The sequence below is a fragment of the Gordonia lacunae genome, assembly GCF_002149015.1.
Classification (GTDB): Bacteria; Actinomycetota; Actinomycetes; order Mycobacteriales; family Mycobacteriaceae; genus Gordonia; species Gordonia lacunae.
Map to the genome: position 1 here is coordinate 1 of NZ_NGFO01000007.1, position 26,453 is coordinate 26,453.

Consider the following 26,453-nt stretch of genomic DNA (forward strand, 5'->3'; position numbering starts at 1 on the left):
GGCCGGGGTGAGCTTGCGAGCTCGCTCCTCAGGGGGTCGGGGTGACGACGCTCGCACCCCTGCCAGCAGGAGAGCGGCCCCGCCGGCTCAGCGTCCCTTGAACTCGGGTTTGCGCTTCTCGAAGACGGCGGTGATGGCCTCGGACAGGTCTTCGCTGGGCAGGAACGCGGAGTTCCACGCGGCGACGTAGCGGAGGCTGTCGTGCACGGCGGCGCTGCGCGAATGGTCGAGGACGGATTTGATGCCGTGGACGACCAGCGGCGGATTGTCGGCGATCTCGCGGGCGGTCGACCGGGCGAGTTCGAGAACCGCGTCCTGATCGTCGGCGACGTCGTTGACGAGACCGATCTTCTCGGCCCGGGCGGCGTCGACGTCCTTACCGGTCAGCGCCAGCTCGCGCAGGTGGCCGTCGCCGATGATGAACGGCAGGCGCGCGAGCGTGCCCACATCGGCGACCATGCCGACCTTGACCTCACGCACACTGAACTTGGCGTCGGCGCTCGCGTAGCGCACGTCCGCGGCGCAGATCAGGTCGACACCACCGCCGATGCACCAGCCGGACACGGCCGCTACGACCGGCTTGCGACAGTCGGCAACCGCGGTGATCCCGGCCTGTAGCTTCCGCAGCGAGTCGAGGAACTCGGTGCGCGGCGCCGCTTTCGCGTCCCCGGCGAGGATGCCCGACAACGTCCCACCCATCGCGACGAGGTCGAGGCCGTAGGAGAAGTTCTTGCCCGACCCTGTCAGCACCACCGCGCGCACTCCGGGGTCGGTGTCGAGCTGTCCGAAAAGCTCGGGGAGTTCTTGCCAGAAGTCCGGCCCCATGGCATTGCCCTTACCCGGGCCGATCAGGGTGACCTCGGCGATGTGGTCGGAGACGGTGACGTCGAACGCGGTCCAGGCGCGGTCGTTCCAGGCGTGGTCTGTCATGCGAGGGAGCCTACTCGGCGGTCAGAAGCGCTCGTGGTCGGATCCGACCGCAGCGCGCCTACCCCCGACCGCAGTGCGCCGACCCCGGCCGGTCGTCGCCGGGCTGCGCCGGTCACACCTCGTCGACCCTGTTAGATGGGCTCATGAGCGGATACATCCAGGAGGACATCGACCCGGAGGAACTCGCGCACCGGACCGAACTCGCGTCCGCGATCGCGGGCAGCGTCCGGGACCTGATCGATGCGACGGTGCGCACCGAGGTCGGCGAGACCGACATCGCGGAGGCGAGGCGCCTCATCGCCGCCGCCACCGAGATCCTCCGGAAGGATCAGCTGCCGGGGCCGTTCGGCATCCGGTTCAACGCGGACGGGACCAAGCGGTCGTGGGGCAACGCCGTCCTCGGTCGGCGCAATCCGATCGCTCCGCCGGTCGACATCCGCCACGAGACCGAACACAGCTGGCTCGAGGTGGACCTCGGCCCTCAGTACGAGGGGCCGGCCGGACTCGTGCACGGTGGTGTCCTCGCGCTCGTCTTCGACCAGTTGCTGGGTTCGACCGCGGAGTTCCAGGGTGTGCCCGGTATGACCGGCACGCTCACCGTGCGGTACCGGCGCGGCACGCCGCTCGGCCCGATCCGGGGCGAGGCGCGAGTCGATCGGGTGGAGGGTGTGAAGACCTTCGTCACCGGGACGATCTCGGTCGACGGGGAGGTCACCGCCGAATCCGAGGGCATCTTCATCCTGCCCCGGTGGGCCCGTGGTGAGGTGCCCGAGGCCATGCGAAAGTCCGTCGGCGAGGGCTGAACCGACCGGTCGGGGGCCGTGTACCGCCCTCGACCGGTGACCGCGGGCCCGCTCCTCGGACGATCAGACCTGGGCGGGTGCGGATCTCGGTCCGACCGGCGAGTAGCGCGCGCACAGGAAGGCGCCGTTGCGGGCGAACTCCTGGAGCTCGAAGTCGTAGCGCCGTGGGAAGAGCGGCCGTCCCGACCCGAGGGTGACCGGCGCGATCGAGACGACGATGTCGTCGAGCATGCCGGCCTCGGCGAACTGCGCGGCCAGGTCGCCACCGCCCACGACCCAGATGTCGCGTCCATCGGCCGCCGCGAGGAGACGATCGCGAAGGTCCGCGGGCTTGCCGTTCACCACCGTGATCGTGTCCGACACCGGCGTGAGCGACCGATGGGTGAAGACGAACGTGGGGATCTCGTACGGCCAGGGTTTCCCGTCCGAGACCTCGTGGTCGAGGAGCCACCGGTAGGTGGTCGCGCCCATGACGGCGACCCCCACCTGCCGGAAGAAGTCGTCGTAGTTCATCGGGCCGCTCTCTTCCAGCGGTTGACTCAACAGCCAGTCGAGGCTGTCGCGGTCGTCGGCGAGGAAGCCGTCGAGGGTGGTTGCCGTGTAGTAGCGGAAAGCCATCAGAATCCTCCGGAGTGTTTGCGGTGCCACATGATCGGGTCGGGATCGAGCGCCGGGGCGGTCACATCGAGGCCGGCGTCGCGCAACATCCACCGGGCGACGAGCCTGCGGTGTGCGGAGAACGTCAGGACATGCGCGACGATCTGCGAGAGCAGGAACGACTCGGGTGGATCGCACAACGCGTCGATGACCCGGTCCTGCCATGCGCCGCGGCGATCGATGTCGCGGACCAGGGCCAGCCAGCGCGGTGCGATGTCGCGGTGGAGCTCGACGAGGTCGGTCAGCTCGGTCGGCGCGGCCGGCGGCAGGTCGGCTCCCTCGATGGTCGACAGCCAGGGGAGCTTGTCGGCGACCAGATGCGAGATCACCTGAGCGAGATTCTCTTCCGGGCCGCTCCACGACAGCGGCTGGTGTCCGGCCAGGCGCGGCGCGATCCATGATGCGGCGTCGACACCCTTCGCGGCGTCCAGAAGTGCGTCGATGTCGTCGAGGTCGTGGCGCACCATGAGCATCACCACGTCGCCCGCATCCTCGGTCGTGGGTGAGCCGCTGTCGACGTAGAGCGCGGTGGGCGAGTGGAAGTGGATGCCGTTCGGTGCCGGCAGCCAGTGGCTGTGCTCGCCCACCGGGCCCATCCGGCCGGGGCTGTGCCCGAAGGCGCGGCTGAATGCGCGTGCGAAGCCGTCTACCGACTCGTATCCGGATTCGAAGGCCACATCGGTCACCGACTGCCCTCTCTGCAGCAACCACGCGGCACGTTCGAGGAGGACGCGGCGGCGCAGGGCCACCGGCGCCTCGCCTGCGCCCCGCCGCACCTGCCGGGTGAAGTGGAACGGCGATGCGTAGGCACCCGCGGCCATGTCGTCGAGCGACGTGTTGTCGTCGGAGAGCACCGCGTCGAGCAGTTGCCGGAGACGGTCGCGGTCGGTCGGGGAGGGAGCCACCCTACGAGTATGGAACCGCGGCGACCCCGTCCGCCCGACCGAAATTGCTCCGTCGGCTCGGGCGGCGGGATCAGTCCCTGGTGAGCAGTGGGATCAGCTGTTCGGTCTTGGCCTCGGTCCAGCCCGGTGGCTGCAGGATCTTGGCCCAGGCGGCGGGGATCGCGGACAGATAGTTGTGTCCGTGCCCGTCGGGGACGCCGACGGAGACCGCCATGTCCGCGCTGACCTGTAGGAACGTCACGAACGGAATCCAGCGCATCGCCGACAGCACGTCGCGGCCGGGGTCTTCCTTGAGCCAGTCGGGTTCGCGGAGTATCAGTCGCGGATTCCACCACGAGATCGGGTCGGAGGCGTGCTGCAGGTACACCGCGCGACCGGACGGCGACACCCATTCGGTGGTCGGCTCGTCGAGGTCCGGGGCGTCGGCGATGAATCGGACCTGTCGGCCGTCGTCATAGGTGGGCAACACCTCCGGGGTCCCGTCGTCGCGTGACCCGGTCGTGTCCACCCACAGTTTGTTGTTGAAGGTCGGCCCGCTGAACAAGGCGCCGTCGGTGCGCGCGCTCAGCGCCGGAATGGTCCCGAACGCCGACTCGGCCGCGAAGGAGCCGAGGCTCTCGCCGAAGACGACCAGCTTCGGGCGTTGGGCCTCGGGCACCTCGCGCACGCGTTCCGAGACCGCTTCGAAGAGCGCCAGTCCCGCCTGCCGGGCACGTTCCTTGTCGACGAGGAAGGACAGCCAGCTCGGTAGGTACGAGTACTGCATGCTGACCGTCGCGGTGTCGCCGTTGTACATGTACTCGAGAGAGTCCACGGTGGCCTGATTGATCCATCCGGTCCCGGTGGTGGACGCGACCGCGATGAGTTTGCGCTGCAACCCGCCGGCGCGGACGAGCTCCTCCGCGGCCAGTTCGGCATTGGCCCGCAGGTCTTTGCCCGACCCGAGTCCGACGTAGGCGCGGATCGGTTCCATCGCCGGAGCGCCGTTGAACTCGCTCAGCTCGGCCACCGTCGGTGACACCGACACGAAGATGCGACCCTGACGCCCGAGTGAGTCCCAGGTCACCAACGAGCCCGGTCCGCCCGAACGCAGCGGTGTCGTCGGCGGGTTGGAGTCCGCGGTGGTCTCGTCGTTGACCGCGGCGAACGAGGAGTTCAACGCCTGCATCCCGTAGTTCGCGACGACGCCGTTGAGGACCAGCACCGTGACGACGATGGCGACGGTCGCTGCGACGAATGCCGAGATGCGTGGAGGCGCAACACGATTGATCTTCCGGACGAGCCACTCGACGCCGTCGCCCCATGCCTGTCCGATGGTCATCAACAGGGCGAACACCACGACGGCGATGAGCAGGATCTGCGGGTAGGCGGTCCACGACAGCAGATCGACGCCCATCATGGTGCGGACCTGGTCCTGCCACCGCTGGAACGCGACGAGCATGACCACCGTCCCCGCGACGGCCGCCAGGCCGAGCGCGACCCAGAGGCGGCGCATCGGCGCGGGCCACGGATCGTCCCGGGAGATCATGTAGCGGATCAGCCACGAGACACCTACGCCCAGGCCGTACCCGACGGCGGCCGACGCCCCGCTCACGATGCCCTGGAACAGCGGACCGCGCGGCAGGAGCGACGGTGTCACCGACAGCCAGAAGAAGACGAGCGCGACCGTCAGCCCGACACACGAATACCGGTGGAGGCGGCGTCTCCACCAGGACGGCTTCTTCTCCTCGGCCGGGCCGGTCGCGGCAGCGCGCTCCGGGACCGGCGAATCGTCCGGTTCCGGAGCTGCGGCCGGCTGCGAGGTGGGTGCACTCGACGACACGTGGGTTCCTCTTTTCTCGAGAACCCGAAAACCGTAACACCGATCGCGGTGTGGCAGCGGCGCTTACGGTGACCGTGACCGTCGTGCCACCGGTCGGCGTCCGTTACTTGACCTCGGACCGCAGAATCCGCAGTACACCCACTCCGAGCGGTAGTCCGATCCAGATCACCGCCGAGACCAGCATCCTCGCCCATTCGCCCCCGGTCGCCCAATCGGCCTCCTGGAACGGCACGTTCGTCAGTCCGGTGTCGACCCACTGCCCGAGATTGTCCTTGAACCACGGGACCAGCTGGCTCACCACGGTCAGGGCGGTGGGCAGCGCGAAGTAGGCGACGATCGCGCCCGGGGTGTTCAGGATCAGGGCGGCGAAACCGAATCCGAGCAGCAGGCCGAAGGTCTGCGACACAAACGAATTGACGAATCCGGCGAGGGTGAGGTCCCAGGAGCCGGCGGGATCGGCGAATGCCAGGCCCGCGATCCCGTTGCCGATGACACCGAGGACGAGCGCCACCGCGACCGCCGCGACGGCGGTGAGGAGCGCCGCCACCAGCTTCGCCCCGATGACGCGCTGCCGTCGTGGCTCGAGCGTGAACGTGGTCAGGGCAGTGCGCTGACTCCACTCGCCGGTCACGAGCAGGATTGCCAGGATCGGCAGGATGATGGCGGTGGGGATGTTCATCATCCCGAAGAACTGTCCGAGGTTGAGGTTCTCGGGGCTGTTGCGGTTCGCGATGAGCATCGCGATCACGACGACGGCCGCGATCACCCCGATCGAGGCGGTCAGCCAGAAACCGGCGCGGGTGTCCACGAGTTTGCGGAGTTCGACCCGCACGAGCCGGGAGAACGGGATTCCGGGGCGGTCGACGTCGATCACGTCGGCCGGCGGCACGGGTGTACCGAAGTCGGCGAGGGTCATCGGGCTACTCCTTCGAGTGTGGTGTGTTCGCGCTGGGTCTCGGCGGTCAGCTGCAGGAACATGGCTTCGAGCTGGGCACCGTCGGCGGGCCGTAGTTCGGTGAGGACGACGCCGACGGCGGCCGCGGCGCGGCCCACGTCGACGGGGTCGGCATCGACATCGAGTCCACCGGAGGTGTTGCGTTGCACAGTGATACCGGCAGCCACGAGCGCCTCGCCGAGCGCGGCGTCGTCGAGTGACCGGACACGCGTGCCCGCCCCGGCGAGGAGCTCGTCCTTGGTGCCCTGCGCCACGATCCGGCCGTTGCCGATCACGACGATGTCGTCGGCGACGATTTCGATCTCGTGCAGGAGATGCGACGACAGCAGGACCGTCCCGCCACGGTCGGCATATCCACGCAGGAGGGTTCGCATCCAGTGGATACCGGCCGGATCGAGTCCGTTCGCCGGTTCGTCGAGGATGAGGATCTTCGGATCGCCGAGCAGTGCCGCGGCGATACCGAGCCGCTGCCGCATGCCGAGGGAGTAGTTGCGCACTCGTCGCCCGGCTTCCTCCGGGGTGAGGCTGACCAGTTCGAGCATCTCGTCGACGCGGTCGCGGCCGATGCCCATCGTCATCGCCGACAGGCGCAGCACCTCTGCGCCGGTTCGGCCTGCATGCTGCGCCGAGGCGTCCAGGAGGATGCCGACTTGCGTCGCCGGATTCGGGATCGTCCGATAGTCGACGCCGTAGAGTTGGGCCACCCCGGAGGTCGGCGGCGTCAGTCCGGCGATGATGCGCATCGTCGTCGACTTCCCCGCGCCGTTGGGGCCGAGGAATCCGGTCACCTGTCCGGGGCGGCAGGTGAAGGACACGTCATCGACCGCGACGTAGTCGCCGTAGCGCTTCGTCAGATTCTTCACTGTGATCATGTCGTCCATCGTCTCGTTCCCGCATGCTGCGCACATCGGGCTTCCGGACACCGTCGTATCGGCCGAAAGTCGTAGGGGTCGGCACCCATCGGTCGGACGCGGTCCACGTCGGGGCACGACTACGGTGACGGTGTGCGTCCCGAGCAGTACCAACCCCCGATGACGTGGACCGGCCGACTGTGGCGGCTCGCGGTGATGCTCTGCATCTCGGCCGGCGCCTTCGCGACTCGTGCGTCGTACCTCTGGGACGAGGCCCGGTGGTGGTTCATCGCCGATCTCACGCTCGGGCTGGTGTCCTTCATCGTCATCTGGTGGCGCCGACGTCATCCCGTACCGGTCACGACGTTCGTCAACATCGTGACCATCGTGTCGTCGTCGTCACTCGGGCCGGCGATCCTCGCCATGGTGTCGCTGTCGACCCGGCGGCGGTGGCGCGAGATCATCCCGCAGGCCGTGCTGTCCGTCGTCGCGGGGATCATCGCCCTCGAGTTCTTCGCCACTCCCACCGAGGCGAGTGATCCGGTCATCGTCCAGTACGCGGTGACGGCGGTCGCGACGGGGGCGATGGTCGCGTGGGGTCTCTACATCGGCTCTCGCCGTGAGCTTCTCGCGAGCTGGCGGGCGCGGGCGCTCGCCTCGGAAGCCGAGCAGCAGGCGAAGGTCATGCAGGCGCGGTCGCTGGAACGGGCGCGGATCGCCCGGGAGATGCACGACATCCTCGCGCATCGCATCTCGGCGATGAGTATGTCGGCGGGTGCGCTGGCCTACCGATCGGACCTGTCCGCCGAGCAGATCCGCGAGACGGCGCAGACCATCCAGGAGACCTCACATCTCGCGTTGACCGAACTCCGGGAGGTGCTCGGGGTTCTGCGTGAGGGTCCCGGCGATGCCACTCCGGAGAAACCGCAGGGGGTGCCGGACCTGTCGGGGCTGATCGAGGAGGCCCGACGGCTGGGTATGCGCGTGGAGAGCCGCTGTGACATCGACGTGGGTTCGCTGAGTCCGGGGATCGCGCGGACGTTGTACCGGTGTGTGCAGGAGGCCCTGACCAATGCGCGCCGCCATTCGCCGAGCGCGCCGGTGACCATGCACATCCGCGGCGGACCCGAGCACGGGGTCGATCTGCTCGTCGAGAACCCACTACCGCTGTCGATGGGTTCGAATGGCCCGACACCGGGATTCGGCCTCGTGGGTCTGGCCGAGCGGGTCGGTCTGCACGGCGGCCGGCAGTCGGCGACGGTCAGCGAGGACAAACGTTTCCTGTTGCACGTCTGGCTACCGTGGCAGTCATGACCGCCCGCATCATGATCGTCGACGACGACCCGCTCGTCCGTTCCGGACTCCGCCTTCTGCTCGGCGGCGATGCGGGGCTCGACATCGTCGCCGAGGCGGGCAACGGGCAGGAGGCCCTCGACTCCCATGATGCCGCGCCGGTGGATCTCGTCCTCATGGATCTGCGGATGCCGGTCCTCGACGGGATCGCGGCAACCGGGCATTTCAAGGCCCTGGCCTCGCCGCCGGCGATCATCGTCCTGACGACCTTCGACGCCGACGACTACGTGGTCCGCGCACTGGCGATGGGCGCGGACGGGTTCCTCCTCAAGGACACCCCGCCCGATGCCATCGTCGCCGCCATCCACGAGGTGCTCGACGGTCGGCCGGCCCTGAGTCCCTCGGTGACCGCCGCGCTGATCAAGCAGGTGGTCAGCACCGGTGGCAGTCGTGCGTCGTCCGCGTCCGGGCGTGTCGACCATCTCACGGCACGCGAGCGCGACGTGGCCGTGGAACTGGCCCGCGGCGCGTCCAACGCCGAGATCGCCCAACGCCTCTACATGAGCCTCGCGACGGTCAAGGCGCACATCTCGCACATCTTCACCAAGCTCGATGCGAGCAACCGGGTCCAGGTCGCGATCCTCATGCATGACGCCGGGATGGTGTGAGGTTGTCACTTCCGACAAAGCCACCCCTTTTCCACAAACCCACCCGGTCCGATGGACTGCTCCCCGGAGGTTGGACTGGTAATTCGGGAGGTGACGCCACGAGGGTCTGAGTCGGGTATTGCACCGGGCTCAGACCCTCGAGTCGTTCGGAGGTGCGGTTGTGGTTGTACCAATGGATGTAGTCGTGCGGGGCGGCCTCGAGGGCTTCAGTGTCGAGGTAGGTGACGTGGTGGAAGCATTCCTCCTTGAGGTGTCCGAAGAACGCTTCCCTCACGGCGTTGTCGTAGCAGTTCCCCTTGCGTGACATCGATTTCTGCCCAACGACTTCGGCGAGTAGCCGTCCTCAGGTCTTGTGCTGGTATTGGAAGCCTTGATCGGAGTGCACCAATGGGTGCGGCCCGGGTTCGAGGGTGGCGAATGCGGCCTGCAACGACGAGTGGGTCAGATCCAGATTCGGGGATCGACCGACCGAGTAGGCGAGGATCTCGCGGTTGCACAGGTCCAAGATCGGTGACAGGTACAGCCTGTTCTCGCCGATGCGGAACTCGGTGACATCGGTGAGCCACTTCTGGTTGGGTGCCTCGGCGGTGAAGTCGCGGTTTGAGTAGGTTCTCGGCGATGACGCCGGTCTGGCCCTGGTACGACACGTACCGACGCCGGCGGATCTGACTGGCCAGACCGAGTTGACGCATCAGCGCCAGCACGGTCTTCTTCGCGATCTGCTCGCCGGTCTTGACCAGCTCGCGGTGTACTCGCCGGTGGCCGTAACGCCCCTTGTTGGCGTGGAATATCCCGCTGATCGCAGCTTTGGTCTGTTCCCACGGGTCGGGATTGCCGACTCGGGCCTGGTGGTAGAAGAACGTGGAGCGTGCCAGCCCAGCCGCGGGGGTGGACCTGTCGGCGATCACCAGCGGGCCCCGCGAGTTCACGACGTCGTCGAACTCAACAGACTGCGAACGTCTGCCACGAAGTCGTCCGAGATGACTACTTCCGCAGACGCAGGACACGACATTCGATCGAGCCCTTGACTCATGGCTTCGAGCTGGTCGTTCGAGAAGCCCGCGCGGTGCTCTATACGGATGCCCACCTCGTCAGCGTAAGCGGGTCCTATGACAAGAGTGGCCGAAGTGCGCCCCAGGCGGTGTGCCCGTTCGACGACTGAGGCCGCCCACCCCGTGCTCTTGGGGTGAACGGCCTCAGCGTGTTGACGATGGACGGTGCCGGTCAGTGCGCCTATCGCCGAACGGCCGCTCGCAGCGTCGAAAAACGGGTGGGCCCGGGGCAATGATCCCGCCACCGTCACGCAATTCAACAGGGCTTACCGGCCAGCTATTAGGAGATGCGGAAAATGCCTGCCCCGGGAACGATGGTAGGCGCGGTGCTGGCCGCCGAGATGTGGGCGCTGACGAGGCCCGGGCCGGTGGGTATCTCTACCGATGTCCCCGGGCGTGCGCCGGCGGGGATGGTGGCGGTGCCGGCGCGGCCGGTGGAGGTGTTGAGCCAGACGATGCGCCCGCCCTGGGTGTAGTGCAGGCACAGCTGCCGGTTGAAGGTGTTGCAGGAGCTAGTGAGGTTGATTCGCGCGACGCCTGGACGGGCGGTGGTGGCGTTGAACGTTTGCGAGCTGACCGGCCAGGGAGCGCCGGTGAGCACGGTCTGCTCAATCTGCAATGGTGTAACGGGTGCAGCGACGGCTGGTGCGGGTGCGGCAGCGAGCGCCGCTGCTACACCCGCCGCAGCGAGCACACCCACGGTAAGACTGCGACTGTTTTGTGGCATGAGATTCTCCTCGTGGTCAGGGCGCGGTGAAGGCGCCGGTTCCGGGTAGCGATGGCTGCCCGGCGTTAGGTTTGTAGGCCGACCCGGTGTTGTCTGGGTGAGCACCGAACTATCTTCCTCCACCCATGCGAACTGGGGACGATCCCCTCATATGCTGACTCTGGTTGGGGTCACCGATGTTGAATCCGCTGTGGGTGAGCAATATTCGTGTGTCACGGCACGGGGGGCCGTAGCTGTCAGTGGGGATGGCCACGCCTGTGACTCGGTGTGTCTAGCAATACCCGGTGGTAGACGTCAGGAGGTGAGTCGGACGGCGCCGAGGCCGGAGCATTCCATGTAGGGGACAGGGTTTGTTCCTTCGCCGCAGATCCAGTTGCTTCCGGCGACGGTGACTGTGATCGGGAAGTGGGCGCCGCCAGCACGTTTGGCACCTAGAGCCGATGACACTGACTGGGCGGTCGCGCAGTCGGGCCCGAACGCCCACACTGCCAGGCCGTTGTAGCCGTCGCCGCAGTAGGTGCCGCCTGCGGGTGGTTCGTTGGGGTCGACGGGGCGTTCGGTGGCGGCTGGTGGAGGTGCTGCGGCGGGGACGTTGTCGGCGGGCGTTCCGGCCGGTGGCTGGCCGTCGGTGCCGATGTCATCGCTGCTGCCACCGTCGTCGGTGTCGCTGCCGGCGGCGGGGGGTGCAGCCTGTGAGGGTGTGGCCGGGCGGGCCGAATCATGTGATGGTGCAGCGGAATGGCTGGTCGCGGCTGGGGATGTTGCGATCGACGAGACCGGTGCGTCGGAGGTGGTGTCGGTGCTGCATCCGGTCACGATGGCGGCGGCGAATGCGAGGATGCCGACGCCCAAGTGCGCGGATCTGGGAAAGGTCATGGTGTGGTTGCCCTTTGCGGTGTCGAGGTGGGCGGTCAGGGCACGAGGAGTGCGTTGAGACCGGGGATGATGCTGCTGGTCACCGTGCCGCTGTACTGCTCGCGCAGCACGGTCACGGTGGCCACGACCGGGCCGGCGCCGGTGCGGGCGGCGGCCGAGGTGGGCAGGCTGACCGGGTAACCGGTGACGGGCACGGTGCCGGGTGCAAACGCGGGGCGCTGCCAGTGTCGCAGTGCCACAGTGCCGCTGGCACCGGTGGTCAGGTTGCGCCACGAGACCGACAGATAGCGGTAGGCGTATTGGTAGTGCCACGGTGCGGGGTTGGTGACGGTGAACGTCACCGAGGATCCTGCTGCGGGCCGGGCGATCACATGCGTCTGCTGGAATGATCCACCGGGCACACCGCCGGGTCCGGCTTCGATCCCGCCGATCGCAGGGATCGCGAATGACAGTTCCTGCGCGGCAACCGGGTGTGCTACCGGCTCCGACGGTGTTGCAGCGGCTAGCGGGGTGGCGGCGAACGACAGTGCCGCGACCGAGGCGGCTCCGCCGGTGAGTATGCGGGTTCGGAGAGACATGGAGGACCGTCCTGTCTGAGGTCGTTGCGGATGCAACAGTCTGTATGTTCGATGTGCGTTCGTGGACTACGTGTAGGAGATCGTTGAGGTGTGGCGTTTGTTACCGGGTCGATCGTCCGAACGATGGTTGGTGGGTCGGTGTACTGCCCGTTCTCGTCACTCGAATTCGTCTGCGTGGTCGGTGGCCCACTGGGTGAAGGTTCTCGCCGGTCGGCCGGTAAGACGCTCGACGTGATCAGTCACTCCGTCGGATGCCGGCCGGTGCACCGAGGCGCAGATCAGTGCCGCAACCAAGGCTTCTGGCTGCCCATCCGCGAGCATGCGCAATCGGGCCGCCTCTGCAGAGAGCGGGCGAAATCGCAGTGGCCGGTGAAGGGCGGCGCCGAGCCGAGCCAGTTGATCGCTGCGACTGAGTATTTCGGGTCCGGTCAGGCAATACGGGCTCTTGCCCAGTTCACCGCGTGGGGCCAGTAACGCGGTCACCGCGGCCTCGGCGACGTCGCGCTCGTCGACGACTGCTGTCCGCGCGATGTCTGGACCGGACACCTCGTCCGATCTGCGCAACTGTGTCACCCAGCCACGCGCATTGGCGGCCAGCGTGTCGCTACGCAGCACGATTGAGTCCAACGCAGCGTTGCGGAGTAACCCTTCCATGTCGGCGTGCACCTGTGCGATGGGGTCGCTTTGCCGAGAACTGTTGTCGTCGACAGCAGTCGATGACAGGTAGACGACGCGTGCCGTGGTCGAAGCGAACTCGTTGATGACCAAACGCGCCGGGCCGGGATCGAGCAGAGGCCAGATCAGGAAAACCGCGGTGACCCCGGTCAGCGCGGCCCGCACATCGGCCGGGTTTGCGAGGTCACCTATCGCCCACTCGACGTCGGAGCGCGGTTCGGGTCGGCTGCGCCCGAAGCCGCGTACGCGTGCACCGCGTCCGACGAGACGGTCGGTGATCTCCCGGCCGACATTGCCGGTCGCGCCGGTGACCAGGATCAGTGGGCGGCGGCTCGTCGCCGGGTCAGCATTCTGAGGCATGATCGAAACCTAAAGGTTCATGTTGACATGAAGGCAAGGGGTCGGGATGCGAACCATCGGAGAGGTTTCCGCCGAACTCGGTGTCGGGGCACATGTCCTGCGGCATTGGGAACAGGTTGGGGCACTCACTGTTGACCGAGATGGCAACGGGTACCGGATCTTCGATGACGAAACGATCGAGCGGGCGCGCACGGTGCTGAAACTCCGGAGAGTAGGGCTCTCGCTACCCGAAGTGCGGGCGGCAATGGCGCCGAAGAAGTCGACGGCTCAGGCAGTTGTGAGGGCAAAGATCGAGGCCCTCGAAGACGAGATCTTCCGACGACGGCAGGCGATCATATTTCTGCAGCACACAGTCGAGTGTCGACACCGATATCTTGACGACTGCCCCGAGTGCGCAGGCTTCATCCACGACTCCTAGAACGCCGGGGAAGGCCTCAGCAGCTCTCGACTCTGCCTGGCAACTGACCCTGACACTAGCAGTCCTAAATTCGAAAGACCGAGAGATACGTCGCATCCTCCAGGGCCTCGAAGTCGTCGTGGCGTGAGCCGATGGCCGCGACATAGGCCCCGCCGCTGGTCATCTCGATGCCCTGGTTTCGTAAGCGCCCGCTCAGCACATGCGAGAACTCGGTCGAGGTGTGCTCATGCGGTGAACCGCGGTAGCCCGCCCGCGCCTCGACAAGGACGAGCATGTAATCGTCTCCTGAAGCCAGGACCTTGGCCCTGGCCAGGTCGCCCTCGCCCCACGGCACCCAGTCCGCAGTGCCATCGGGATTGATATCCCAGCCAGCGGTCGATACTGAGGAGGTGTCCATCTCGCCTTCCCTTCGGGTCGAATTGTCAGACGGCACAGTATTTCCAGTCAATACGGCCGCGTTGGTCAGAACCATGGTGCGGCCAGTCGACCATTCATGTCCATTCCGCAGTCATCTTCCGGATCGTTTACTGTGACTGAATGATCGATGTTCTCGGCCTACGGGTGCTCGTCGCGGTCGCTGACGTAGGTAGCGTGACGGGTGCAGCACGAGAACTCGGGTACAGCCCCTCGAACGTGACCCAGCACATTCGACGCCTGGAGAGGGCCCTTAACGCACCCATGGTCGAGCGGACCGGGCGCCGCATCATCCTCACAGACCGCGCGCAGGCACTGGTGGATCGTGGCCGTAACCTGCTTCTGGCGCTCGACGACCTCGCCGATGGCACGACCTCCGGCCCATCGGGCTCGATCGACGTCGGCGCGTTCCCCACAGGCCTGCGTGGCCTGCTCATTCCGGCTATCGCCGAGCTCGCCGAGGGCAGCCCGGCCCTGAAAATCCAACCTCGCGAGTTGGAGCCGGATGTGGCGTTGGACCTGCTCCGCGCGGGCCGTCTTCACGCCGCGATCGTCAAGGAATGGGGGGCGATCCGGTCGCACGAGGACGAGGTCGTGCAGGAGCAGGCACTCGGTACAGACCCTGTCGATGTCCTTCTGCCTGCAGAGCATCGGCTAGCACGTGCAACGTCGCTCACGCTGCAGGACCTGGCCGAGCAGTCATGGGCGCTCACGCCCCGCGAAGACCCTACGTACCGCGACTGGTTCACCAGCCATCAGAAAGTTCTCGCGCTTCGACCGCACGCGATCTACGAAGCCAGTGAATTCGCCTCTCTCGTCAGCTTCGTGGAGCACGGCCTCGCCATCACCGTGTTGCCCCGGCTCGGCCGTGCGCCGCTCCCGAACGCCGTTGTGCCTGTGCCACTCAGTAACCCAGACGCAAGCCGGACGATATCCATCGCGACCCGCCGGACCTCGCAGTCCTCCGCAAACCTGGTGTCGCTCATCGCGGCGCTCCGCGAGCAAGCGAGCAAGGCCCTGATTCAGACACGGTGAACTCTCGCCTGTGCTCACCCGCGCTCGGCTGGGCGTCACATGCCGGGACGGCAGACTGGTGTCGCCGGCCGCGCGGACTCAAATGTGCGGGGATCGTGATGACGTTCGTGCGCCGGACGACGCTCAGGAGGTGAGTCGCACGGATCCGAGGTTGCTGGAGCATTCGAGGTTGCCGTTGCTGTCGATGGCGCGGGTGCGCATTCCGACCGTCGTCGACCGGCTCCCGGAGTGGGCCCGGCGAGGTCGACGACTCCCAACTCGGCCTGCATGAGGGTCGCTGGATGGCCTACGACCTTGGCGAAACCACAACCGCGTGAGGCGAATGTGAAATTCGCTGTCGGACAACGCGTACGCACCATCGACCTGCTGTCATCGTTCCGTGACGCCGAGGGCCTACGGTGCGCGCTGGCCGGGAAAGTGACCGCACTTGACGCCGGCGACGTTCAGGTGACAATCAGCGCACCCGGGGACTGGGCAGGCAAGACGATGACGTCCCCGGACCTCATCGAGCACATCGACTGACAACGTGGCTGCACCTCGTCGAGAACGTACAGGTCAGTAAGACATGTACAGACCAAAAAGACCCACCCCGACAAGCCCACCCGCCCCTACCCGCGTCCAGAATTTCACCATCGGGGAGACAGCCGATAGGTACTCGCGTCGGGCGAGGATGTACATACTGATCAACACAATCAGACCGACAACGATCCAGGTCCACCAGAGGGAGGTGAATTGTTGGAAGAACGGTTGGAGCGGAGGCTTTTGCGGCTCGGGAGGGGTGAAGACGTTGTCGTCTGCAATGTTCATGAACGCAGTGTGCCGCATGATCCTGACAGACCCGGGGAGGGACCTTCGGTGGGTGACAGCGGGGAGGGGAGCTGTTGCGCCGTCGGCTTATTCGTTGCATGTGGGAGTATTGGGCGCGCGGGCGCGTGACGTTGGGGGTCGGGTCAACAGGCGGGTCCCTGTCGATGCCCCGCGGGTGGAGACCCCTCGCCGGAATCTGCTACCGGCAGATGCGTATTCATCACCGCGGTTGCGCACTGGCGGCTCGGCTACGTCCCGCTGTAGACCACGAACAGCTGGGTGTGCGACGGGGCGGAGTTCAGAACGACTGCCCGTTCAGCCTGGTTCAGTGATTGATCGGGACTGCGGGCACTCTCGGAGCGGCTGATCCGCGCGCCACCGCCGTCGGGGCAGGTCAAACCAAGCTCGGTGAGATCTTGACCGGCCCACGGTGAGGGGATAGACGCGCACGGCAGGCCCTCGAACTCGGACAGCACGTCACTGACGTCGGCTGCCCGCAACGTCCGGAACTGATCGGCTGGCCCGTCGTACCGGATGGCGAACGCTGAGGAGCCGACTGAAGCCACTGGCCACACAAAGCCCTGAGCGAACTCGAAACCATCGGGGACGTGCATGCCTCGTTGTTCAACGCGATGAGCAGCGTCGTTTGCGTCGATGCTCTTGCGGTACGGCGGTTCCTGAAACCCGCATGCGGCGGCCAGCATCCCGGCACACAATGCCACCGCCAGGGTCACTACACCCGAACGAACTCGACCGGAGCGGGTCATCTCTCTCCCCTGTTAGAAGTACGCGCGACGAGTACCGAAGCCGCTGCTGGGAACCGCCCGACTCTATGCGTCGAGCAGGGGACGGCATCGAGACCGTCGAGCGTGTCAGCATCAGCGCATGGCGTACACCTACCGCGACTTTGAATGGCTCGCGATCACGCGGTGGGCCACGATCAACACCGTCTTCGGAACATCGACGGCGAACCTAGGGTAGGAGTAGGAAGATGGAGCCCCTGCACACCGAACAGTTCCGTCTGGCCATGGATTACGGCCAATTCCTGTTGCGTGGCAACGCCCGGTTCGATGTCGATGAGATGGCACTCCTGGATCGCGCTCAACGCGAGCAACCAAGCGCGAATGCGGGCACAGACGGGTTGATCGTGGTCCTGTCGCCGCATCAGAACAACTTCGACATGGTTATCGACGTGCAGAGGTGGGAACGCCGGCCTCCGGAAGACCGCGACGACTGGCAACAGGTCAGCGAGGACCACCTCACCATCGACGAGGACCGCACCCTGACGCTGGAATCGCCCACCACCGAGCCCTTCACCTACGATCTTGACCCCGGTGACTACATCGCCGAGGTCAGCGGCAAAGACTTCGTGGTACAGGGGTGGCCGGGTTCCACCACACCAGGCGACTCCTGGCGCATCCGACTGTGGCCCGACACCGGCGAGAACCTTCAACCTCCCAAGCTCTGGCCCGGTTCCGACGGACAACCCCCCGAAGCCGAAACCACCGAGGGGCCCCGGGGCACCAGCATCGTCGTCGAGGACCTCTCGGACACCGAGTTCGTCCAACCGATCGTGGACCTGCCGGTCTTCACTCCCATGCAGATGCAGGACCCTACCGCGCAAGCGATCAACTGGTACACAGGCGCGTTCTATGTCTACACAGCCAACCCGCACCTGGCCGAGAGGGTGGTCAACCTCCCCGCTGCCCGTCAGCATGAACTCGCGACGTGGACAGCTCAACAAGCCTGCGTCGCAGCGGGTATCGGTGATCAACCGTGGGTGAAGACAGCCATTTCCCTGATTGCCCAGGGCATCAGACCGCCCGACGCTGACGAGCATTACCGATCGGTGAAAGCTGCTGCCGATCCCACCCACCCCGATCCGCAGTTCCACTACGCCGAAGCTCCCCACAACCTCGACAGAGGCCTTACCGAGAACCGGCACTATGCCAACACCCACTACCTCCACCGAGCCGCCTACGCGGTCCTGTCCATCGTCATCGCCGGCAGCGAGGACCCTCTGGAGGCAGCCATCGGCGCCATCCATTTCGCCAACCTCGTCTACGGCACCGACATGGCTGGCCTGCATACCCAACTACTCCAGCGCGCCGACTGAATGATCCGCGTTCCGGCGGGGGAGACATAAGCCCAGACGGCGAACGGCTCTCGTCTCCGCCCCAGAAATGGGTGGCTTAAGCCAATTGCGACCACCAGGTGATCGCGGCCGGTGCGATGAGCCGGGGGGGCAGTCGGACGGCCGCGATGAGTAGCACGAGTCGCAGGGTGGCTGGCCATCCGTGTTCGGCGGCGGTCTTGGCGAGGACGGTGATCATGTAAGGAAGATTCATGCGCAGCATCGTCGCTGGCCGGACCCGGCCTCGTCACCCACGTTCCGGGCCATCGGTGGCGGAACCCAAAGCCATCGATGGCGGGCGATACTAGTTATGTACGCTTCTATATTTAAGTTCCGCCACCAGCGGCCCCGCTATCGGCGTGCAAATTGCCTGTGTAGATCGGGCTTGGAGTGTTGGCCGCGAAGTTCACTCCGGAGAAGCAGGAGAAGTTTAAACGGCAGGCGGAATGGCGTGAGCGCGCGGATGCCAGCGCGCGCAGCGGCAGGTACGCGTCTGACGGCCCTGGACGCTAACAAGTCGGGCATCATGCGGGCGGTGGAGAGGTACCGCGCCCTCGATAGTGGTGATCTGACGGATGTTCGCATCACGTCGGAGTTTGTCCATCTGGGCAGGGGGGGTACGAACGGTCGGTGCTCGTGATGCGACATGGGACCGTGAGCGTGACATTGCTTCACGGCCCCCGCTGACCAGGCTCATCGCTGCGGCCGGGAGCCGGGCTCTGCTACCTGACCGCGCTCTACGTCGCGCAACTCCAACCCCACGCGAACACTTGGACGTTCGTGAACGAGCTGCCGAATACGCCGCGGCGAGGGGTGCAGCCTTGCTGGGGCCCTGAGCGCACGGGTGGTGCGGTGGAGTGAGATGCCGAGGTCGGTCAGCGCGTAGTCGACGGTGACCGGGACGGTCGGCGTGCGCAGACCACCGAGCGCGGTGGGTTTACGGAAACGGGGTGGGTTTGCGGTCCCGTGGGCGGACTAGGGCCTATAGGTGCCGGTTGACCTTTACCTGCCGGTTGAGCCGCCTATCTGCCGGTTGAGCCTGTCGAAACCCCCGGGCCCGTCACCAGCGGGAGGTCGAGCGTCGTGCGGAGACCCGCGGGTCCGTCGATGACCGCGGGGATGGCGTTCACGATCCGGCCTGCGGCGGCAACGATGGCGGCGTGGTTGTGGTCACCCTTGCGGCTCGTCGGGCAGATGTCGACGGTGTACGACGGTTCACCGGTGATCTCGACCCGGTAGCACCCACCGGGCTGGGCGGGTTGGGCCCAGTCCGGCCGGAGGTCGCCCCGAAGCCGCGTCACGTGCTCGATGACGATCACCGGTTCGCCGGCCACCTTGCCGATGATCTCGAAACGCACCGCAGCGCGGGTGCCCGCGGCGATATGGCCGGCCGCGATGTCGAAACCCTCTGGCGCGGGTTCGCTTTCGGAGACCTCCTCGATGTCGTCGACGACAACGCCGAGACCGGCGGCCAGTTGGCGGATCGTCGTTCCCCACGCCAGTCCGAGCACCCCCGGAAGGAACAGCATGGGTATCTCGTCGAGCGGTTTGCCGAATCCCATGACGTCGAACATGACGGTGGCTCCGTCATAGGTTGCGTAGTCGGCGATCTCCATGCAGCGCACCTGCTCGATCCGCTGGCAGGTGCCGGCGAAGACGAACGGGATGAGGTCGTTGGCGAAGCCGGGATCGACGCCGGTCACGAACAGGCCGGCCCCGCTGGCCGCGGTGGTCTCCTCGATCTTGGCGATGGCTTTCGCGGGCATCACACCCCAGGGGTACTGGAGCGTGTTGGGGGAGGACCCGACGACGTGGATACCGGCGGCGAGGATGCGCACCACATCGTCGAAGGCCTGGACGGGGCGAGTGTCGCCCATCGCGCAGTACACGACGCAGTCCGGCTTCGTCGCGATCGCCTCGTCGAGGTCGCCGACCGCCAGGACACCGGTGGGCTTCTCGACTCCGGCAAGCGTCGCGGCGTCGACTCCGACCTTTTCCGGCGTGGACACGGACACCGCCGTGAGTTCGAACCGGGGGTCCTCGATCAGCTGGGTGAGGCACAACCGGCCGACGTTGCCGGTTCCGACGAGAGCTACCCGGATGGACATGGCGTGGGACTCCTTGTGTTCGGTCGTCGCCGGTAGGGCGTGGTGTACAACTGTCCGGACGTTTGTCTGTTCAGTAGACCATTTATCGGTGGAACCTGTTCTATTTTCGATCCGGTCGCGGTAGCGTTGCCGCCCATGGGACGCGTAGACGACAAGGTTGCAGTGATCACCGGCGGTTCGCGGGGCATGGGTGCCGAGCATGCCCGGGCCCTCGTGGCCGAGGGCGCGAAGGTGGTGATCGGCGACATCCTCGACGATGAGGGCAAGGCCCTGGCCGCCGAACTGGGGGATGCGGCGCGCTACGTCCACCTCGACGTCACCTCACCCGAGGACTGGCAGACGGCGGTCTCGACCGCGGTCGACGAGTTCGGGAAGGTCAACGTCCTGGTCAACAACGCGGGCATCGTGAACGGGTCGACCATCCAGAAGTTCCGCCTCGACAAATGGAAGCAGATCCTGGACGTGAACCTGACGGGCACGTTCCTCGGTATCCAGGCGGTCGCCGACCTGATGATCGACGCGGGCGGGGGGTCGATCATCAACGTGTCGTCGGTGGAGGGTCTGCGCGGCAGTCCCTGGGCGCACGGTTACGTCGCGAGTAAGTGGGGTGTGCGCGGTCTGGCCAAATCGGTTGCGCTGGAACTGGCTCCGCACAACGTCCGGGTGAACTCGATCCACCCGGGTCTCATCCGGACCCCGATGACCGAAGGAATTCCCGACGACATGGTGACCGTCCCGATGGGCCGGGCCGCGGAGTCACGCGAGGTGTCGACCTTCGTGGTCTTCCTGGCCAGCGATGAGTCGTCGTATGCGACCGGTGCCGAGTTCGTGATGGACGGCGGCCTCAGCGCCGACGTGCCACACAAGTGAAGGCCCACACCAGGACGACCATCCCGACCAGTTCGACGAGGGTCTGCGTGATCACCGTCGCCGCGGCCAGTTCCGCCCCGACCGGCACGGCCAGCGCCAGCGGGAGGACGACGAGCGAGTTCCGGGTGGCACCGGAGAAGACGACTGCGGTCGCGGGCTCCGGGGCCAGGCGGAACATGCGCGTCACCGCGACACCGATCGCCACCATGATGACCAGGAATCCGACGTAGACCGGGATGACGCCGGCGATGTCGGTGAAGCGTGAACCGACCAGGGGCACCTGAGAACTCACCGCGACGAACAGCACGGCCATCATCAGGGGAACCATGGCGGCACCGGCCCCGTCCGAGATCCGGCGGCCGGTGGCAGACCGGCTCGCCCACGCCTGCGTCGTCCACGCCGCCGCCAACGGGCACACGATGAGGATCAGGAACGCCCAGAGGAAGGGTTCGGGCTCGATCACCGATCGCCCGTCGCCGAGCAGCGCCAGCAGGTATAGCGGCGTCAGCAGCATCTGAGTGAGGAGCAGCAGGGGCGTGGCCGCGAGGAGCCGACGGGCGTCGCCGCCGCCGAGGCCGGCGAACACGACGACGTAGTCGACACACGGGCACAAGAGCACCAGCAGGGCACCGAGCCGTATCGCATCGTCGGCGGGTAGTGCGAGGGACAGGACGGCGACCACGAGCGGGGCGAGGACGAAGTTCAGCAACAACACGGCGACCATGAACCGCCGATCGCGCCACGAAGCCAGCAGGTCGGACAGGCGGATCTGCAGAAAGGTGACATAGAGCAGAGCGGCGAGCAGCGGGGTGATCGCCGCTTCGAGACGTTCGGCGGGGTCCGGCGCGAGCAGTCCGACACCCAATCCGGCAAGGATGGCGGCGAGATACAGCGCGACCTGATGGCGTTCGAGACGGTCGACGACGGTCGCGGCTTCGGGCACCGCATCATTCTGCGACACCGCGCACTCGTTCATCGACACCGCGGTGGCGCGGTACGGCAGACTCGACGGGTGATCACCCCGCCCCGGCGCACCGATGTCGCGCTCCTGGTCGTCGTGGTGGCGTTCCTCGTCGCGGTGAACATCGGCGCGCATCTCGCCGACGGTGCGATGTCGGTGGTGATCGTCCCGGTCGCCGCCGTCCTGGCCGTGGTCATCGCGCGCCTGGGCGGCCTCGGCTGGCGTGACCTCGGCCTGAGCCGCGCGGAACTACGCGCCGGCATCCCGGTGGCCGTGGCCGCGGTCGTGGTGGTCGCCGCCGTGGTGTCGACGGCGGTGGCCGTTCCGGCGACGCGTGAGTTCTTCCTGTCCGACCGATACGACGACACCTCCGAGGCACTCCTCGCGGCGTTCGTCGTCATTCCGCTGCAGACCGTGCTCCCCGAGGAAGTCCTGTTCCGCGGTGTCCTGCAAGGGGTTCTGGGTCGGTTGTTCACCCCGTTGACGACGCTGGTCGTCGGCGCGATCGCGTTCGGCCTGTGGCACATCCTGTCCTCGACGGGCCTCACCGCGGGCAACGAGGGCCTGAGCGGGGTCCTGGGTTCCGGGACGCCTGCGCAGATCGCCGGGATCGCAGGTGCCGTCGTGGCGACCGGGGCCGCGGGTTTCGTCCTCGGCTGGCTTCGCCAGCGCACCACGAGCCTCGTCGCACCGATCGCACTGCACTGGGCCCTGAATGCGACCGGGGCGATCGGTGCTGCTGTGGCGTGGCAGGTGTCTTAGTCCGGCAAGCCTCGGCTCCGTCGTCCGACAGAACCGCAAAACCCCGGCTTCTGAGGTGCGACGAGCGATAGCCGCCGGGCCGAGCAAGCGACGAAAGAGCGCGTCGAGGTCGACGAGCCTCGAAGGGCCTGGTGAGACACCGTGCGAGACCCTTCGTGGCTCGCTTCGCTCGCACCTCAGGGAGCAGGGAATCCGGCTCGCTTCGCTCGCACCTCAGTATCTGCGGCCTGGCGGCCGTCGTGGACCACTGAAGAACTCCGCTCCCTGAGGAGGCCGGAGCCTGCGGAGGCCGTCACGAAGGGTCGTGGCGAGATGCGTCGCCAACCCTTCGTGACGCGCCCTCCGCAAGCTCCGGGCGCTCCTCAGGGACCGGTGGATCAGCAAATCTCTCGGCCTCGGTACCACGGGCTTTGCGGTTCTCTCGGATTAGGGAGCAGTCAACCCCTGGGTCAGGCGGTTCCGAAGATGCGGTCACCGGCATCGCCGAGTCCCGGACGGATGAAGCCGTTGTCGTCGAGTTCCCGATCGACCGCGGCCGTGTAGATGGGCACGTCCGGATGCGCGCGGTGCAGTACCCCGATGCCCTCCGGGCAGGCGAGCAGACAGACGAACTTGATGGACTTGGGGCCGTACTCCTTGATGCGGTCGATCGCGGCGACCGCCGAATGTCCGGTCGCCAGAAGCGGATCGACGATCACGACGTCACGTTCGGACAGCTCCGACGGCATCTTGAAGTAGTACTCGACGACCACCATCGTCTTCGGATCGCGGTACAGGCCGATGTGTCCGACCCGCGCGCCCGGGACCACGGTCAGCATTCCGTCGGCGATGCCCGCACCGGCACGCAGGACCGCGGCGAACACCAGCTTCTTGCCGTCGATGACCCGCGCGGTGGTGGTCTCGAGGGGTGTGTCGATGGTGACCTCGTGCATCGGGATGTCGCGTAGGACGTCGTAGGCCATGAGGATGGAGATCTCGTCGAGGAGGCGACGGAAGTCGTTGGTCGACGTCTCCTTACGACGCATCAGTGTCAGTTTGTGTTGCACGAGCGGATGGTCGATGACGGCGACGCTGCCCATGGGAACCTCTCGGTCGTCGGGGGTGGGAATGTGCGGACCGGCCTCGTTCCGGTTCCGGCGCCGTGCTCAGAACACGGTGCCGGTGCTGCGTATCGACAACGGCGGCAGTCCATCCCGGAGCCGGCCCGCCAGTATCCGGCCGGCCGACCAGGTTCCGCCCTCGAGTACGCAGGCGAGGGGCATGGTGGTCGTATCCGCGTCGAGCCGCTTGCGCACGAGGTCGGCGAGCTCGTCGATCAGGGCGACGGTGAGCGCGCGCCATTCGACGACGAGTTCGTCGCCGACCTCCCACTCCTGGTCTGTCCAGCTCGCGTCGCGGAGCTCGAGCACTCCGGAGTCGAGGAGCAGGCCGCCGTTGCGGTACTCGGGCAGACCGGTCAGCTCATCGAGTCCGGTCACCCGCACCCCGGCCCATCGGAACGGCTCGAGCAGCGAGTACGTCAGCCACTGCGACAGCTTGTGGAACGGCACCCAGCCGGCGGTGAGGCCCGGGCCGACGACGGCGTCGTGATGCCAGCAATCACCCAGTGGATTGGTGTCGATCGCGTTGTCCGACGGCCAGATCGGGCCGAGGTGGTCGAGGACCGCGCTCAAGATTTCCACGGCGGACACCTCTGCGCGCCCGCCGCGGGTGAGGTGATCGAACAGGCCACCGGGCCGTGCGTCCGGACCGAAGATCTGGGGCCGCCGGCCCAGGACCTCACCCAGCCGGCGCAGGAGGTCGACCCGTCCGGGAAGTCCGGTGAGTGGATTGTCGGGACCCGCCTGGAAGGCGGCGCCGAGGGTGTCGGCGCTGATCCGGGTCAGGGCCGCGGCGTCGACCCGGAGGGGATGATCCGGGTCGCTCGAGAAGAGTCCGTCGCAGAAGGCTGCCCAGCTCGCCACCCCGAGTCCTTCCGAACGCGTCAGGACGAGCCCGGTCGACCCTTCACGGAACGACCATTCGGGCCCGGCTCCGGCATCCAGCAGAACGCTGACGAGCACGACGTCGATGAGGGCCCGGGTCCGCTCGGCCGAACCGGCCGTCGGCAACGCGGCGTCGAGCGCGCCGAGACGGTCGACACCGCCGGCCTCGAAGTGTCGCCATCGACTGTGAAAAGGTATGTCCCCATCCGGATACCGTGACCTGGTCGTCTCCGCGACGAGGTCGGCCGCCGCGTCCAGTCCCTTGTCGTGGACCACGAACCACGAGGAGTCCCCGGCCCGTGCCCGTTCGAGGAGTTGTCGCGACCGGCTCCGGACGGTGGCGGTCGACCGCAGCAGGCGGGCCGCCTGCGACGCCGACAACTCCACCTCTGGCGCTCCGGTCATCACAACCCCCGGCCCTTGACCTGGCGCAACTGCTCGGCGTCGGGGACCGGTCCGGGCGTGAAGTAGCCGGCGGCCATCTTGGCGTCGATCTCGACCCGGGCGTCGGCGGGGACGAGTTCGTCGGGGATGTTGACGCGTTCGCCGACGTCGATACCCGAGCCGGTGATGGCGTCGTACTTCATGTTCGACATCGACACCAGGTGATGGATTCTGGTGATGCCGAACCAGTGCAGTACGTCGGGCATGAGTTCCTGGAACCGCATGTCCTGCACGCCCGCAACACATTCCGTGCGTGCGAAGTACTGGTCTGCGGTATCACCCCCGAGTTGACGTTTGCGGGCGTTGTACACCAGGAACTTGGTGACCTCGCCGAGCGCGCGTCCCTCCTTGCGGGAGTACGCGACCAGGCCGACGCCACCGCGCTGCGTGCCGCGGATGCACTCCTCGATCGCGTGCGTCAGATATGGACGGCATGTACAGATGTCGGAGCCGAAGACGTCGGAGCCGTTGCATTCGTCGTGCACGCGTGCAGTGAGTTCCACCGAGGGGTCGGCGAGGTCGCGGGCGTCGCCGAAGATGTAGACCGTCTGTCCGCCGATCGGGGGCAGGAACACCTCGAGGTCCGACCGCGTGACGAGTTCGGGGTACATGCCCCCGGTCTCTTCGAACAACACCCGACGCAACTCGGCCTCGGAGCAGCCGAAACGATCGGCCACCCCGGGGAGGTGCCACACTGGTTCCACTGCCGCTTTGGTGACCAGGGCGGCGCCGTTGGGCAGCAGGATCTCGCCGTCGGGGACGAGCCGACCCTTCTCGATCGCCTCGGCGATCTCGGGCAGGATGACGTGGGCCTTGGTGACGGCGATGGTCGGCCGGATGTCGTAACCGCGCCGGATCTCGTCGGGGAAATTCTCCGCCACCGTTGCTCCCCAGGGATCCAGCGAGACGATGGCGCGCGGGTCACGCCATTGCGGATACGGTCCGATGTGGTCGGTGGGCGAGGTGTTGGTGAGGTCGGCCCGGTGTTCTCGTGCAAGGGCACCGGCGGCGACGGCCAGTGCGCGATAGACGCTGTAGGAACCGCTGTGGGTGCCGATGACATTGCGATGTGCTCGTGTGCCCGTCGTCCCGATGACGGGGCCGCGTTCGGCCGCGGTGCCGGCGCCCCAGTGGATGGGCGGCGCATCGATCCCGCCGCTGTGTGAGGTCAGTCGGATGTGGCCCAGGGACCTGTGCTCGCCGGACATCGTCCTCACCTTCTGTCGAGACGGTCACCCGCCACTTCAGGGAAAGCGCCAGCATAGATCCGGATGCCCGTGTCCGCCGGGTGATGCCGAACGCCGCGGCGGCGACACCCACCGAGGGTGCCGCCGCCGCGTCCTGGACGTCATCGTGCCGACAT

The 26,453-nt window shown here is 66.8% G+C and carries 29 protein-coding genes and 2 pseudogenes; 9 read left to right on the top strand and 22 right to left on the bottom strand.

Features of this window, described 5'->3' with window-relative positions; translation table 11 throughout:
- Window positions 1–87 precede the first annotated feature (87 nt).
- A complete protein-coding gene (locus tag CA982_RS07585; RefSeq protein WP_086534735.1) occupies window positions 88–930 on the bottom strand; it encodes a crotonase/enoyl-CoA hydratase family protein in 843 nt (280 codons plus the stop codon).
- 143 nt (window positions 931–1,073) lie between these two features.
- On the opposite strand from CA982_RS07585, the gene CA982_RS07590 reads away from it, so the two are divergent.
- Entirely contained in the window at window positions 1,074–1,733 is a 660-nt protein-coding gene (locus CA982_RS07590; protein ID WP_086534736.1) for a PaaI family thioesterase, read from the top strand.
- A gap of 63 nt (window positions 1,734–1,796) precedes the next feature.
- On the opposite strand, the gene CA982_RS07595 is transcribed toward CA982_RS07590, so the two are convergent.
- The 5 genes from CA982_RS07595 to CA982_RS07615 all read right to left on the bottom strand — a co-directional run bounded on the left by CA982_RS07595 (window position 1,797) and on the right by CA982_RS07615 (window position 6,953).
- The gene (locus tag CA982_RS07595; RefSeq protein ID WP_086534737.1) at window positions 1,797–2,351 is read right to left on the bottom strand and encodes a dihydrofolate reductase family protein; all 555 of its coding nucleotides are present in this window, start codon (window positions 2,349–2,351) and stop codon (window positions 1,797–1,799) included.
- Window positions 2,351–3,295, bottom strand: coding sequence for a helix-turn-helix transcriptional regulator (locus tag CA982_RS07600; RefSeq protein WP_086534738.1), 945 nt, complete (start codon window positions 3,293–3,295; stop codon window positions 2,351–2,353). The genes CA982_RS07595 and CA982_RS07600 overlap by 1 nt, the downstream gene beginning before the upstream one ends.
- Before the next feature lie 70 nt (window positions 3,296–3,365).
- Window positions 3,366–5,117, bottom strand: a complete 1,752-nt coding sequence (locus CA982_RS07605; protein ID WP_086534739.1) for an alpha/beta hydrolase — start codon at window positions 5,115–5,117, stop codon at window positions 3,366–3,368.
- A gap of 103 nt (window positions 5,118–5,220) precedes the next feature.
- Window positions 5,221–6,033, bottom strand: a complete 813-nt coding sequence (locus CA982_RS07610) for an ABC transporter permease (protein WP_086534740.1) — start codon at window positions 6,031–6,033, stop codon at window positions 5,221–5,223.
- Window positions 6,030–6,953 carry an ABC transporter ATP-binding protein gene (locus tag CA982_RS07615; RefSeq protein ID WP_086534741.1) on the bottom strand — a complete coding sequence of 308 codons (924 nt, stop codon included), beginning with the start codon at window positions 6,951–6,953 and terminating at the stop codon, window positions 6,030–6,032. Before CA982_RS07615 ends, CA982_RS07610 begins: the two co-directional genes overlap by 4 nt.
- 150 nt (window positions 6,954–7,103) lie before the next feature.
- On the opposite strand from CA982_RS07615, the gene CA982_RS07620 reads away from it, so the two are divergent.
- Together CA982_RS07620 and CA982_RS07625 are read left to right on the top strand one after the other, a co-directional pair.
- Window positions 7,104–8,237 (top strand): sensor histidine kinase, encoded by a 1,134-nt coding sequence (locus CA982_RS07620; RefSeq protein ID WP_244176160.1) that lies wholly within the window; start codon window positions 7,104–7,106, stop codon window positions 8,235–8,237.
- Window positions 8,234–8,884, top strand: a complete 651-nt coding sequence (locus CA982_RS07625) for a response regulator (RefSeq protein WP_086534743.1) — start codon at window positions 8,234–8,236, stop codon at window positions 8,882–8,884. Before CA982_RS07620 ends, CA982_RS07625 begins: the two co-directional genes overlap by 4 nt.
- On the opposite strand, the gene CA982_RS27165 is transcribed toward CA982_RS07625, so the two are convergent.
- From CA982_RS27165 to CA982_RS07660, 7 genes and pseudogenes are all read right to left on the bottom strand, one after another.
- Window positions 8,859–9,191: an IS3 family transposase gene (locus tag CA982_RS27165; RefSeq protein WP_086534744.1), complete on the bottom strand. Its 333-nt coding sequence runs from the start codon at window positions 9,189–9,191 to the stop codon at window positions 8,859–8,861. The two genes, CA982_RS07625 and CA982_RS27165, sit on opposite strands and share 26 nt — an antisense overlap.
- Before the next feature lie 36 nt (window positions 9,192–9,227).
- Window positions 9,228–9,455: pseudogene (locus CA982_RS27170) on the bottom strand (DDE-type integrase/transposase/recombinase); the annotation flags it as partial.
- A 91-nt stretch (window positions 9,456–9,546) separates the two neighbouring features.
- Window positions 9,547–9,891, bottom strand: a pseudogene (locus CA982_RS27175) (IS3 family transposase); the annotation flags it as partial.
- 325 nt (window positions 9,892–10,216) lie between these two features.
- The gene (locus tag CA982_RS07645; RefSeq protein WP_144065997.1) at window positions 10,217–10,663 is read right to left on the bottom strand and encodes a hypothetical protein; all 447 of its coding nucleotides are present in this window, start codon (window positions 10,661–10,663) and stop codon (window positions 10,217–10,219) included.
- Window positions 10,664–10,957: 294 nt separating this feature from the next.
- The gene (locus CA982_RS07650) at window positions 10,958–11,539 is read right to left on the bottom strand and encodes a hypothetical protein (RefSeq protein WP_086534747.1); all 582 of its coding nucleotides are present in this window, start codon (window positions 11,537–11,539) and stop codon (window positions 10,958–10,960) included.
- Window positions 11,540–11,574: 35 nt separating this feature from the next.
- Window positions 11,575–12,117: a hypothetical protein gene (locus tag CA982_RS07655; RefSeq protein ID WP_086534748.1), complete on the bottom strand. Its 543-nt coding sequence runs from the start codon at window positions 12,115–12,117 to the stop codon at window positions 11,575–11,577.
- Window positions 12,118–12,273: 156 nt separating this feature from the next.
- Entirely contained in the window at window positions 12,274–13,152 is an 879-nt protein-coding gene (locus CA982_RS07660; RefSeq protein WP_086534749.1) for an NAD(P)H-binding protein, read from the bottom strand.
- Window positions 13,153–13,198: 46 nt separating this feature from the next.
- On the opposite strand from CA982_RS07660, the gene CA982_RS07665 reads away from it, so the two are divergent.
- A complete protein-coding gene (locus tag CA982_RS07665) occupies window positions 13,199–13,570 on the top strand; it encodes a MerR family transcriptional regulator (protein WP_086534750.1) in 372 nt (123 codons plus the stop codon).
- Between the two features lie 64 nt (window positions 13,571–13,634).
- Here the strand turns inward: CA982_RS07665 and CA982_RS07670 are convergent, their stop codons facing one another.
- Complete coding sequence (locus CA982_RS07670) at window positions 13,635–13,967, bottom strand: cupin domain-containing protein (RefSeq protein WP_086534751.1); 333 nt, start codon at window positions 13,965–13,967, stop codon at window positions 13,635–13,637.
- Between the two features lie 140 nt (window positions 13,968–14,107).
- Here CA982_RS07670 and CA982_RS07675 point away from each other — a divergent pair, with 140 nt between their 5' ends.
- Both CA982_RS07675 and CA982_RS07680 read left to right on the top strand, forming a co-directional pair.
- Window positions 14,108–15,019 (top strand): LysR family transcriptional regulator, encoded by a 912-nt coding sequence (locus CA982_RS07675; protein ID WP_086534752.1) that lies wholly within the window; start codon window positions 14,108–14,110, stop codon window positions 15,017–15,019.
- Between the two features lie 324 nt (window positions 15,020–15,343).
- Window positions 15,344–15,541 carry a hypothetical protein gene (locus CA982_RS07680; RefSeq protein WP_086534753.1) on the top strand — a complete coding sequence of 66 codons (198 nt, stop codon included), beginning with the start codon at window positions 15,344–15,346 and terminating at the stop codon, window positions 15,539–15,541.
- A gap of 33 nt (window positions 15,542–15,574) precedes the next feature.
- On the opposite strand, the gene CA982_RS07685 is transcribed toward CA982_RS07680, so the two are convergent.
- Both CA982_RS07685 and CA982_RS07690 read right to left on the bottom strand, forming a co-directional pair.
- Window positions 15,575–15,826 (bottom strand): hypothetical protein, encoded by a 252-nt coding sequence (locus CA982_RS07685; RefSeq protein ID WP_144065998.1) that lies wholly within the window; start codon window positions 15,824–15,826, stop codon window positions 15,575–15,577.
- Window positions 15,827–16,074: 248 nt separating this feature from the next.
- Window positions 16,075–16,593, bottom strand: coding sequence for a hypothetical protein (locus CA982_RS07690; RefSeq protein ID WP_144065999.1), 519 nt, complete (start codon window positions 16,591–16,593; stop codon window positions 16,075–16,077).
- Between the two features lie 224 nt (window positions 16,594–16,817).
- Here CA982_RS07690 and CA982_RS07695 point away from each other — a divergent pair, with 224 nt between their 5' ends.
- Complete coding sequence (locus CA982_RS07695) at window positions 16,818–17,942, top strand: hypothetical protein (RefSeq protein ID WP_086534756.1); 1,125 nt, start codon at window positions 16,818–16,820, stop codon at window positions 17,940–17,942.
- Between the two features lie 76 nt (window positions 17,943–18,018).
- Here CA982_RS07695 and CA982_RS26550 read toward each other — a convergent pair whose 3' ends face one another.
- Window positions 18,019–18,174, bottom strand: coding sequence for a hypothetical protein (locus CA982_RS26550; RefSeq protein ID WP_158097798.1), 156 nt, complete (start codon window positions 18,172–18,174; stop codon window positions 18,019–18,021).
- A gap of 808 nt (window positions 18,175–18,982) precedes the next feature.
- Complete coding sequence (locus CA982_RS07705; protein WP_086534757.1) at window positions 18,983–20,068, bottom strand: NAD(P)H-dependent amine dehydrogenase family protein; 1,086 nt, start codon at window positions 20,066–20,068, stop codon at window positions 18,983–18,985.
- Between the two features lie 135 nt (window positions 20,069–20,203).
- On the opposite strand from CA982_RS07705, the gene CA982_RS07710 reads away from it, so the two are divergent.
- Complete coding sequence (locus CA982_RS07710) at window positions 20,204–20,938, top strand: glucose 1-dehydrogenase (RefSeq protein ID WP_086534758.1); 735 nt, start codon at window positions 20,204–20,206, stop codon at window positions 20,936–20,938.
- Here CA982_RS07710 and CA982_RS07715 read toward each other — a convergent pair.
- Entirely contained in the window at window positions 20,913–21,899 is a 987-nt protein-coding gene (locus CA982_RS07715; RefSeq protein WP_086534903.1) for an arsenic resistance protein, read from the bottom strand. The two genes, CA982_RS07710 and CA982_RS07715, sit on opposite strands and share 26 nt — an antisense overlap.
- 51 nt (window positions 21,900–21,950) lie before the next feature.
- Between CA982_RS07715 and CA982_RS07720 the strand changes: the two genes are divergently transcribed.
- Complete coding sequence (locus CA982_RS07720; protein WP_086534759.1) at window positions 21,951–22,661, top strand: CPBP family intramembrane glutamic endopeptidase; 711 nt, start codon at window positions 21,951–21,953, stop codon at window positions 22,659–22,661.
- A gap of 449 nt (window positions 22,662–23,110) precedes the next feature.
- Here the strand turns inward: CA982_RS07720 and upp are convergent, their stop codons facing one another.
- The 3 genes from upp to CA982_RS07735 form a co-directional block, all read right to left on the bottom strand.
- Window positions 23,111–23,740: a uracil phosphoribosyltransferase gene (gene upp / locus CA982_RS07725; RefSeq protein ID WP_086534760.1), complete on the bottom strand. Its 630-nt coding sequence runs from the start codon at window positions 23,738–23,740 to the stop codon at window positions 23,111–23,113.
- Between the two features lie 66 nt (window positions 23,741–23,806).
- The gene (locus CA982_RS07730) at window positions 23,807–25,051 is read right to left on the bottom strand and encodes a URC4/urg3 family protein (RefSeq protein WP_086534761.1); all 1,245 of its coding nucleotides are present in this window, start codon (window positions 25,049–25,051) and stop codon (window positions 23,807–23,809) included.
- Window positions 25,051–26,298 (bottom strand): GTP cyclohydrolase II, encoded by a 1,248-nt coding sequence (locus CA982_RS07735; RefSeq protein WP_086534762.1) that lies wholly within the window; start codon window positions 26,296–26,298, stop codon window positions 25,051–25,053. Before CA982_RS07735 ends, CA982_RS07730 begins: the two co-directional genes overlap by 1 nt.
- Window positions 26,299–26,453 lie beyond the last annotated feature (155 nt).

Bases quoted from the DNA above. Each gene is read 5' to 3' on its own strand.
- CA982_RS07585 (WP_086534735.1), bottom strand. From the start codon at position 930: ATGACAGACCACGCCTGGAACGACCGCGCCTGGACCGCGTTCGACGTC.
- CA982_RS07590 (WP_086534736.1), top strand. From the start codon at position 1,074: ATGAGCGGATACATCCAGGAGGACATCGACCCGGAGGAACTCGCGCAC.
- CA982_RS07595 (WP_086534737.1), bottom strand. From the start codon at position 2,351: ATGGCTTTCCGCTACTACACGGCAACCACCCTCGACGGCTTCCTCGCC.
- CA982_RS07610 (WP_086534740.1), bottom strand. From the start codon at position 6,033: ATGACCCTCGCCGACTTCGGTACACCCGTGCCGCCGGCCGACGTGATC.
- CA982_RS07615 (WP_086534741.1), bottom strand. From the start codon at position 6,953: ATGGACGACATGATCACAGTGAAGAATCTGACGAAGCGCTACGGCGAC.
- CA982_RS07620 (WP_244176160.1), top strand. From the start codon at position 7,104: ATGACGTGGACCGGCCGACTGTGGCGGCTCGCGGTGATGCTCTGCATC.
- CA982_RS07625 (WP_086534743.1), top strand. From the start codon at position 8,234: ATGACCGCCCGCATCATGATCGTCGACGACGACCCGCTCGTCCGTTCC.
- CA982_RS27165 (WP_086534744.1), bottom strand. From the start codon at position 9,191: ATGTCACGCAAGGGGAACTGCTACGACAACGCCGTGAGGGAAGCGTTC.
- CA982_RS07645 (WP_144065997.1), bottom strand. From the start codon at position 10,663: ATGCCACAAAACAGTCGCAGTCTTACCGTGGGTGTGCTCGCTGCGGCG.
- CA982_RS07650 (WP_086534747.1), bottom strand. From the start codon at position 11,539: ATGACCTTTCCCAGATCCGCGCACTTGGGCGTCGGCATCCTCGCATTC.
- CA982_RS07655 (WP_086534748.1), bottom strand. From the start codon at position 12,117: ATGTCTCTCCGAACCCGCATACTCACCGGCGGAGCCGCCTCGGTCGCG.
- CA982_RS07660 (WP_086534749.1), bottom strand. From the start codon at position 13,152: ATGCCTCAGAATGCTGACCCGGCGACGAGCCGCCGCCCACTGATCCTG.
- CA982_RS07665 (WP_086534750.1), top strand. From the start codon at position 13,199: ATGCGAACCATCGGAGAGGTTTCCGCCGAACTCGGTGTCGGGGCACAT.
- CA982_RS07670 (WP_086534751.1), bottom strand. From the start codon at position 13,967: ATGGACACCTCCTCAGTATCGACCGCTGGCTGGGATATCAATCCCGAT.
- CA982_RS07675 (WP_086534752.1), top strand. From the start codon at position 14,108: ATGATCGATGTTCTCGGCCTACGGGTGCTCGTCGCGGTCGCTGACGTA.
- CA982_RS07685 (WP_144065998.1), bottom strand. From the start codon at position 15,826: ATGAACATTGCAGACGACAACGTCTTCACCCCTCCCGAGCCGCAAAAG.
- CA982_RS07690 (WP_144065999.1), bottom strand. From the start codon at position 16,593: ATGACCCGCTCCGGTCGAGTTCGTTCGGGTGTAGTGACCCTGGCGGTG.
- CA982_RS07695 (WP_086534756.1), top strand. From the start codon at position 16,818: ATGGAGCCCCTGCACACCGAACAGTTCCGTCTGGCCATGGATTACGGC.
- CA982_RS26550 (WP_158097798.1), bottom strand. From the start codon at position 18,174: ATGAATCTTCCTTACATGATCACCGTCCTCGCCAAGACCGCCGCCGAA.
- CA982_RS07705 (WP_086534757.1), bottom strand. From the start codon at position 20,068: ATGTCCATCCGGGTAGCTCTCGTCGGAACCGGCAACGTCGGCCGGTTG.
- CA982_RS07710 (WP_086534758.1), top strand. From the start codon at position 20,204: ATGGGACGCGTAGACGACAAGGTTGCAGTGATCACCGGCGGTTCGCGG.
- upp (WP_086534760.1), bottom strand. From the start codon at position 23,740: ATGGGCAGCGTCGCCGTCATCGACCATCCGCTCGTGCAACACAAACTG.
- CA982_RS07730 (WP_086534761.1), bottom strand. From the start codon at position 25,051: ATGACCGGAGCGCCAGAGGTGGAGTTGTCGGCGTCGCAGGCGGCCCGC.
- CA982_RS07735 (WP_086534762.1), bottom strand. From the start codon at position 26,298: ATGTCCGGCGAGCACAGGTCCCTGGGCCACATCCGACTGACCTCACAC.